General features: G+C 58.6%; 9 protein-coding genes and 1 pseudogene. 5 read left to right on the forward strand and 5 right to left on the reverse strand.

The window, feature by feature from the left end:
- Positions 1–869: MFS transporter (locus NCN04_RS04515; protein WP_250395304.1), on the forward strand; the 869-nt coding region annotated here is incomplete at its 5' end.
- A 28-nt stretch (positions 870–897) separates the two neighbouring features.
- Complete coding sequence (locus NCN04_RS04520; protein ID WP_250395307.1) at positions 898–2,088, forward strand: glycosyltransferase family 4 protein; 1,191 nt, start codon at positions 898–900, stop codon at positions 2,086–2,088.
- Here the strand turns inward: NCN04_RS04520 and proC (NCN04_RS04525) are convergent.
- From proC (NCN04_RS04525) to NCN04_RS04535, 3 genes and pseudogenes are all read right to left on the reverse strand, one after another.
- Complete coding sequence (gene proC, locus NCN04_RS04525) at positions 2,085–2,915, reverse strand: pyrroline-5-carboxylate reductase (RefSeq protein WP_350223231.1); 831 nt, start codon at positions 2,913–2,915, stop codon at positions 2,085–2,087. The genes NCN04_RS04520 and proC (NCN04_RS04525) overlap by 4 nt on opposite strands.
- Before the next feature lie 7 nt (positions 2,916–2,922).
- On the reverse strand, positions 2,923–3,498 hold the full coding sequence (locus NCN04_RS04530) for a cell division protein SepF (protein WP_048345876.1): 576 nt from the start codon (positions 3,496–3,498) through the stop codon (positions 2,923–2,925).
- A 108-nt stretch (positions 3,499–3,606) separates the two neighbouring features.
- A pseudogene (locus NCN04_RS04535) lies at positions 3,607–4,167 on the reverse strand (YggS family pyridoxal phosphate-dependent enzyme); the annotation flags it as partial.
- Positions 4,168–4,258: 91 nt separating this feature from the next.
- On the opposite strand from NCN04_RS04535, the gene NCN04_RS04540 reads away from it, so the two are divergent.
- The 3 genes from NCN04_RS04540 to proC (NCN04_RS04550) all read left to right on the forward strand — a co-directional run bounded on the left by NCN04_RS04540 (position 4,259) and on the right by proC (NCN04_RS04550) (position 6,455).
- The gene (locus NCN04_RS04540) at positions 4,259–4,933 is read left to right on the forward strand and encodes a YggS family pyridoxal phosphate-dependent enzyme (RefSeq protein WP_250395305.1); all 675 of its coding nucleotides are present in this window, start codon (positions 4,259–4,261) and stop codon (positions 4,931–4,933) included.
- Positions 4,934–5,041: 108 nt separating this feature from the next.
- Positions 5,042–5,617: a cell division protein SepF gene (locus tag NCN04_RS04545; protein ID WP_250395306.1), complete on the forward strand. Its 576-nt coding sequence runs from the start codon at positions 5,042–5,044 to the stop codon at positions 5,615–5,617.
- Between the two features lie 7 nt (positions 5,618–5,624).
- Entirely contained in the window at positions 5,625–6,455 is an 831-nt protein-coding gene (gene proC / locus NCN04_RS04550) for a pyrroline-5-carboxylate reductase (RefSeq protein ID WP_350223231.1), read from the forward strand.
- Here proC (NCN04_RS04550) and NCN04_RS04555 read toward each other — a convergent pair.
- Both NCN04_RS04555 and NCN04_RS04560 read right to left on the reverse strand, forming a co-directional pair.
- Positions 6,452–7,642, reverse strand: coding sequence for a glycosyltransferase family 4 protein (locus NCN04_RS04555; protein ID WP_250395307.1), 1,191 nt, complete (start codon positions 7,640–7,642; stop codon positions 6,452–6,454). The genes proC (NCN04_RS04550) and NCN04_RS04555 overlap by 4 nt on opposite strands.
- Before the next feature lie 28 nt (positions 7,643–7,670).
- On the reverse strand, positions 7,671–8,539 hold an 869-nt coding region (locus NCN04_RS04560; protein ID WP_250395304.1), incomplete at its 5' end, for an MFS transporter.

Raw genomic sequence — 8,539 nt, forward strand, 5'->3', positions numbered from 1 at the left:
CCCAGTTTTTCGCCCCCGCTGAACAGGCGACCATCCCACTGCTGGTGCCGAGAGAACACCTGCTAGCCGCCAACTCCCTTTATCAAGCCACCAGCATGGGGGCCACGATCGTTGGCTTTGCCCTTGGCGATCCAATCCTGCGAGGACTCAACCACCTGCTTCAAACGGTGGGCATCAACGGTGGCGAATTTCTGCTTCTGCCGTTCTGTTACGGCATGGCGGCCATCAGTCTGAGCACCATCCAGATGCGCGAACCACCGAGAAAGGACAGCCGCGATTCAGTCTGGAAAGAAATCGTGGCGGGGATCAAGGTGCTTCGAGAGCAGACATCGGTCCGCGGAGCCATGGTGCATCTCGTGGTTCTTTACAGCCTGCTAGCCGCGCTTTATGTGCTGGCGATCAGCCTGGCGTCTGCCATCCAAGGGCTGGGGCCAACAGGCTTCGGAACCCTGCTGGCCATGAGCGGATTAGGGATGGCGGTTGGCGCTGTGCTGGTGGCACAAATGGGCCATCGTTTTAGCCGTCGTCGCCTCGCCGCAGCCGGGCTGGGCACGATCACCTGGTGTTTGGTCATGCTCGGGCAACTGCGCGGAAATCTCAGCATCACCTTGACCTTGTGCGGCGTCCTCGGAATTGGGGCCGCTCTCGTGGCGATTCCGGCTCAGACCACGATTCAGGAGGACACCCCAGAGTCTCAGCGAGGTCGGGTCTTCGGACTACAGAACAACCTGATCAACATTGCGCTCAGCCTGCCCCTGGTTCTCGCCGGTGCCCTGGTGAGCAGCATTGGCTTGATCCCTGTGCTCTGGGTGCTTGCAGCACTTTCTTTAACGGCCGCTCTTTGGGAGCGGCCTTGGGAGCGCTGCTAACTTCAGACTCGGCTTCGAGACGGTGCCAGTGGCCCACATTGCCTGGCTCGGCAAAAAAACTCCGTTCTGCGGCAATGTCACCTACGGGCTGAGCACCACTGAGGCCTTAAAGAAACGCGGCCATCAAACCAGCTTCATCCATTTCGATAACCCTGGCGCTCCCAGCAGCAACACGTCATTGCTGGCTCACGATCCGGACGTCAGCCTTCCCTATCTGGTGAAGTCGCAGGTTTACACCATTCCCTCCCCTAGGGCGCAGAGGGAATTGAGGGAGTCCTTGGAGAGGCTGCAGCCCGATGTCGTGCATGCCAGCCTCACCCTTTCTCCCCTCGACTTCAGGCTGCCGGAGCTTTGCCAACCGTTGGGCATTCCCCTGGTAGCAACCTTTCATCCACCGTTTGATGCAGGCTTGCGCAACCTCACAGCAGGCACACAACAGCTCAGCTACCAGCTCTACGCGCCTGCTCTCTCCCGCTACGACCGAGTGATCGTCTTTTCCGATCTTCAGGCGGAAGTCCTCAACCGTTTAGGAGTTCACGAAAGCCGCCTTGCCGTCATCCCCAATGGCGTGGATCCAGACCGCTGGTCTCCCGCTCCAAGCCATCCCGCCTCGATCAGCAAGGAGCTGCATGACGTGCGCTCACGGCTTGGTAATCAGCGCATTTTTCTCTACATGGGGCGGATCGCAACCGAGAAGAATGTGGAAGCGTTATTGCGAGCCTGGCGACTGGTGAAGCCAGCCGGCTGCCGGCTCGTCATCGTGGGTGACGGCCCCCTGCGAAGCACGCTCCAAAACGTGTATGGGAATGGGATCGGAGACCTGTTGTGGTGGGGCTATGAAGCCAATCTCCATACCCGCATCGCCCTGCTCCAGTGCGCTGAGGTGTTTGTGCTGCCCTCACTGGTGGAGGGCCTCTCGATCGCCCTACTCGAGGCCATGGCCTGCCAATGCGCCTGCATCGCCACAGATGCTGGTGCTGACGGAGAAGTCCTCGCAGGTGGGGCCGGCATCGTGCTCAGCACGCAAGGGGTCACCACCCAGTTGCGCACGTTGCTGCCCGTTCTCCGTGACCAACCTCTGCTCACGCAAGAGCTAGGGCGGCGAGCGCGTGAGCGGGTCATGGAGCGCTACCGCATGGTGTCCAATATCGATGCTCTGGAAGCGCTTTACGACACCCTGATCCAGCAGAAACCACTAGCCGCTGAAGCCAGGGCTTAATTCGCCATGCCCCGTCCATGTTGCGTGGCGGCAACGATGGCTTCAATCAACGCCGAACGCAAGCCAGATTTCTCGAGATGACGCAACGCCGCCATGGTGGTTCCACCTGGAGACGCGACCATATCTTTAAGTTCGCCAGGATGCAGCTCCTGCTCCTGCAATAAGGCGGCGGTCCCAGCGAGAGTTCGATGCGCCAAATGATGGGCCTGCGACCGAGGCATTCCCATGGCAACAGCACCATCGGCCATCGCTTCCGCGATTAAGGCCACGTAGGCAGGACCGGACGAAGTGAGCGCCAGAAAAGTATCGAGCCGTTCCTCGGGAAGCTCGAGAACCTCACTCACGGGCTCAAAGAAGGAGCGCACTTGCTGCTTCTGTGGATCAGAGATGCCATCCCCCCAAGCCAGACCCGTGAGTCCCTGACCCACCAAGCAGGGAGTATTCGGCACAGCACGCACACACAGACGGCCAGGGAATAAAGCTTGGAGCCGCACCAGGGGAACCCCAGCCAGCACGGACAGCAAAAGGCTTGATCCCGATGCAGGCGTTTCTAATGGGGGTGGCGCCGAGGCAGCGACCCCATCGAGCATCTGAGGCTTAACGGCCAAGAGTTGAACCGACGCAGCCCAAGCGTGTTGTGCCGCGGAATCACTGGCAGCTACTACTTTCAGGCCAGAGGGCACTCGCGCAGACACCCTTGCAACAGAGTCCTGTCGGCCCACAACTGCAATCACCTGATCAGCAGGAATCAGTTCCTGCTCAATCAAGGGAATCACGAGGGCCTGAGCCATCCGGCCCAGACCAATCACACCTAATGCAATCGGCACTGATGGATCAAAGTGCGGTGGCGCTTGTGGCACTCCAGGCGGGAGTCGGAGCGATGCTGGCCTCGGCGGACGCTTGCTCAACGTCCTTTGAAACGTGAGTCGGAACGGAGGCTTCGTCCTGGGTGGCGTTGGTCACGGTCACGCAGCTGGGCGCGAACAGAAAAATGCTTTCGCCAACACGCTCTTGATGACCATCAATGGCAAAGGTTCCACCTGCAACAAAGTCGACTGCGCGCTGGGCTTGATCCGGCTCCATCATCGTGAGATTAAGGATCACCGTTTTACGCTCACGCAGGGCTTGGATCGCTCCAGGCATTTCATCAAAACTGCGGGGTTCCATCAAGGAAACCTCAGCCGTTCCGGTGCTGATACCAGGCATCCCAATCACATTGGAGCCAGTGAAAGATGGCTCACTGTCAAAGGGATTGCCCGACTCAAGAGTTGCCAAAGCACTCGACATGGAGTGGGACGGACCTTCCTCGACTTCGTCCTGCTCGCCAGTGTCGTAATCGAGATCGTCATAATCACCATCAAGGTAATCATCACCCGCAACGACAGCACGAAGACGAGAAATCAGTGACACCGGAAATGAATCAAACCTGGACCCTGAATAGCGCTCTACGGAGTTGTGAGCAAGAGTGACTAGGCGATTTGATCATCTTCACAACCGACCATCCTGCTGAATGGGGGGTCAAACCAAGTGTTCAGGTCTCGGTCCAAACAATCCAGATCCCACGCGAATCCAGGTAGCACCAGCCTGGGCCGCCTGCTTCCAGTCTCCGCTCATGCCCATCGAGCAATCGGACAAAGCGAGCTCATCCGCGAGGGTTCTGCAGTCATGAAAGAGGCTCTGACGCTCTTCCGGCCCTAAGCCAAGTGGGGCCATGGTCATCAGCCCAATGGGCTTCAAGCCTGGGAGTAACTGCAACTGTGGCCAAACCTCACGCAAAGCATCCGGCTCCCAGCCACCCTTCGCCGGGTCGTCTCGAAGCTTGACCTGAAAAAACACCTCCGGATTCTGGTTTTCCTCCAGTGCAATCCTTGATGTGCGCTCTGCGACTCCCTGAGAATCGATCGAATGAATCACGGGAAAGGCTCGCACGACAGCCCGAACTTTGTTGGCCTGCAGGCGTCCTATGAAATGCCAACGCAAGCCACTGAGATCTTCCAAGGCCTGTTGTTTCGGGAGTGCTTCCTGCACCCTGCTCTCGCCAAAATCAACTTGTCCCAAAGCGGCCAGTTCACGCACCGCATCATGCAGAGCTTCATCTGGCGCGCTGCCGTCGTGATCGCGTTGCCGATTTCGCGGATTGGAAGCAGCTGTTCGATCAAACCTTCATTTGATGGTGTCCAGCAGCTCAGACTCTGAGACGGTTCAGTCCCGCTGGCAGGCGATTCAGGCTGAGTGTCCAGATGCCACTCATTTGCTTGCTGTCAGCAAAGGCCACCCTGCCGATGCGGTGCGTGAACTGGCCGCTTTGGGACAAGTTGATTTTGGCGAGAGCAGGGTGCAGGAAGCACTCCCGAAACAACAGGCCTTGGAAGATCTCAGTGGCTTGCGTTGGCATTTCATAGGACGCCTGCAGGCCAACAAAGTTCGGGCTGTCGTGCGAGCCTTTCCCGTGATTCATTCGATCGATTCTCAGGGAGTCGCAGAGCGCACATCAAGGATTGCACTGGAGGAAAACCAGAATCCGGAGGTGTTTTTTCAGGTCAAGCTTCGAGACGACCCGGCGAAGGGTGGCTGGGAGCCGGATGCTTTGCGTGAGGTTTGGCCACAGTTGCAGTTACTCCCAGGCTTGAAGCCCATTGGGCTGATGACCATGGCCCCACTTGGCTTAGGGCCGGAAGAGCGTCAGAGCCTCTTTCATGACTGCAGAACCCTCGCGGATGAGCTCGCTTTGTCCGATTGCTCGATGGGCATGAGCGGAGACTGGAAGCAGGCGGCCCAGGCTGGTGCTACCTGGATTCGCGTGGGATCTGGATTGTTTGGACCGAGACCTGAACACTTGGTTTGACCCCCCATTCAGCAGGATGGTCGGTTGTGAAGATGATCAAATCGCCTAGTCACTCTTGCTCACAACTCCGTAGAGCGCTATTCAGGGTCCAGGTTTGATTCATTTCCGGTGTCACTGATTTCTCGTCTTCGTGCTGTCGTTGCGGGTGATGATTACCTTGATGGTGATTATGACGATCTCGATTACGACACTGGCGAGCAGGACGAAGTCGAGGAAGGTCCGTCCCACTCCATGTCGAGTGCTTTGGCAACTCTTGAGTCGGGCAATCCCTTTGACAGTGAGCCATCTTTCACTGGCTCCAATGTGATTGGGATGCCTGGTATCAGCACCGGAACGGCTGAGGTTTCCTTGATGGAACCCCGCAGTTTTGATGAAATGCCTGGAGCGATCCAAGCCCTGCGTGAGCGTAAAACGGTGATCATTAATCTCACGATGATGGAGCCGGATCAAGCCCAGCGCGCAGTCGACTTTGTTGCAGGTGGAACCTTTGCCATTGATGGTCATCAAGAGCGTGTTGGCGAAAGCATTTTTCTGTTCGCGCCCAGCTGCGTGACCGTGACCAACGCCACCCAGGACGAAGCCTCCGTTCCGACTCACGTTTCAAAGGACGTTGAGCAAGCGTCCGCCGAGGCCAGCATCGCTCCGACTCCCGCCTGGAGTGCCACAAGCGCCACCGCACTTTGATCCATCAGTGCCGATTGCATTAGGTGTGATTGGTCTGGGCCGGATGGCTCAGGCCCTCGTGATTCCCTTGATTGAGCAGGAACTGATTCCTGCTGATCAGGTGATTGCAGTTGTGGGCCGACAGGACTCTGTTGCAAGGGTGTCTGCGCGAGTGCCCTCTGGCCTGAAAGTAGTAGCTGCCAGTGATTCCGCGGCACAACACGCTTGGGCTGCGTCGGTTCAACTCTTGGCCGTTAAGCCTCAGATGCTCGATGGGGTCGCTGCCTCGGCGCCACCCCCATTAGAAACGCCTGCATCGGGATCAAGCCTTTTGCTGTCCGTGCTGGCTGGGGTTCCCCTGGTGCGGCTCCAAGCTTTATTCCCTGGCCGTCTGTGTGTGCGTGCTGTGCCGAATACTCCCTGCTTGGTGGGTCAGGGACTCACGGGTCTGGCTTGGGGGGATGGCATCTCTGATCCACAGAAGCAGCAAGTGCGCTCCTTCTTTGAGCCCGTGAGTGAGGTTCTCGAGCTTCCCGAGGAACGGCTCGATACTTTTCTGGCGCTCACTTCGTCCGGTCCTGCCTACGTGGCCTTAATCGCGGAAGCGATGGCCGATGGTGCTGTTGCCATGGGAATGCCTCGGTCGCAGGCCCATCATTTGGCGCATCGAACTCTCGCTGGGACCGCCGCCTTATTGCAGGAGCAGGAGCTGCATCCTGGCGAACTTAAAGATATGGTCGCGTCTCCAGGTGGAACCACCATGGCGGCGTTGCGTCATCTCGAGAAATCTGGCTTGCGTTCGGCGTTGATTGAAGCCATCGTTGCCGCCACGCAACATGGACGGGGCATGGCGAATTAAGCCCTGGCTTCAGCGGCTAGTGGTTTCTGCTGGATCAGGGTGTCGTAAAGCGCTTCCAGAGCATCGATATTGGACACCATGCGGTAGCGCTCCATGACCCGCTCACGCGCTCGCCGCCCTAGCTCTTGCGTGAGCAGAGGTTGGTCACGGAGAACGGGCAGCAACGTGCGCAACTGGGTGGTGACCCCTTGCGTGCTGAGCACGATGCCGGCCCCACCTGCGAGGACTTCTCCGTCAGCACCAGCATCTGTGGCGATGCAGGCGCATTGGCAGGCCATGGCCTCGAGTAGGGCGATCGAGAGGCCCTCCACCAGTGAGGGCAGCACAAACACCTCAGCGCACTGGAGCAGGGCGATGCGGGTATGGAGATTGGCTTCATAGCCCCACCACAACAGGTCTCCGATCCCATTCCCATACACGTTTTGGAGCGTGCTTCGCAGGGGGCCGTCACCCACGATGACGAGCCGGCAGCCGGCTGGCTTCACCAGTCGCCAGGCTCGCAATAACGCTTCCACATTCTTCTCGGTTGCGATCCGCCCCATGTAGAGAAAAATGCGCTGATTACCAAGCCGTGAGCGCACGTCATGCAGCTCCTTGCTGATCGAGGCGGGATGGCTTGGAGCGGGAGACCAGCGGTCTGGATCCACGCCATTGGGGATGACGGCAAGGCGGCTTTCGTGAACTCCTAAACGGTTGAGGACTTCCGCCTGAAGATCGGAAAAGACGATCACTCGGTCGTAGCGGGAGAGAGCAGGCGCGTAGAGCTGGTAGCTGAGCTGTTGTGTGCCTGCTGTGAGGTTGCGCAAGCCTGCATCAAACGGTGGATGAAAGGTTGCTACCAGGGGAATGCCCAACGGTTGGCAAAGCTCCGGCAGCCTGAAGTCGAGGGGAGAAAGGGTGAGGCTGGCATGCACGACATCGGGCTGCAGCCTCTCCAAGGACTCCCTCAATTCCCTCTGCGCCCTAGGGGAGGGAATGGTGTAAACCTGCGACTTCACCAGATAGGGAAGGCTGACGTCCGGATCGTGAGCCAGCAATGACGTGTTGCTGCTGGGAGCGCCAGGGTTATCGAAATGGATGAAGCTGGTTTGATGGCCGCGTTTCTTTAAGGCCTCAGTGGTGCTCAGCCCGTAGGTGACATTGCCGCAGAACGGAGTTTTTTTGCCGAGCCAGGCAATGTGGGCCACTGGCACCGTCTCGAAGCCGAGTCTGAAGTTAGCAGCGCTCCCAAGGCCGCTCCCAAAGAGCGGCCGTTAAAGAAAGTGCTGCAAGCACCCAGAGCACAGGGATCAAGCCAATGCTGCTCACCAGGGCACCGGCGAGAACCAGGGGCAGGCTGAGCGCAATGTTGATCAGGTTGTTCTGTAGTCCGAAGACCCGACCTCGCTGAGACTCTGGGGTGTCCTCCTGAATCGTGGTCTGAGCCGGAATCGCCACGAGAGCGGCCCCAATTCCGAGGACGCCGCACAAGGTCAAGGTGATGCTGAGATTTCCGCGCAGTTGCCCGAGCATGACCAAACACCAGGTGATCGTGCCCAGCCCGGCTGCGGCGAGGCGACGACGGCTAAAACGATGGCCCATTTGTGCCACCAGCACAGCGCCAACCGCCATCCCTAATCCGCTCATGGCCAGCAGGGTTCCGAAGCCTGTTGGCCCCAGCCCTTGGATGGCAGACGCCAGGCTGATCGCCAGCACATAAAGCGCGGCTAGCAGGCTGTAAAGAACCACGAGATGCACCATGGCTCCGCGGACCGATGTCTGCTCTCGAAGCACCTTGATCCCCGCCACGATTTCTTTCCAGACTGAATCGCGGCTGTCCTTTCTCGGTGGTTCGCGCATCTGGATGGTGCTCAGACTGATGGCCGCCATGCCGTAACAGAACGGCAGAAGCAGAAATTCGCCACCGTTGATGCCCACCGTTTGAAGCAGGTGGTTGAGTCCTCGCAGGATTGGATCGCCAAGGGCAAAGCCAACGATCGTGGCCCCCATGCTGGTGGCTTGATAAAGGGAGTTGGCGGCTAGCAGGTGTTCTCTCGGCACCAGCAGTGGGATGGTCGCCTGTTCAGCGGGGGCGAAAAACTGGG

Origin of the sequence: Synechococcus sp. MU1655 (assembly GCF_023630655.1) — a bacterium.
GTDB lineage: Bacteria > Cyanobacteriota > Cyanobacteriia > PCC-6307 > Cyanobiaceae > Synechococcus_C.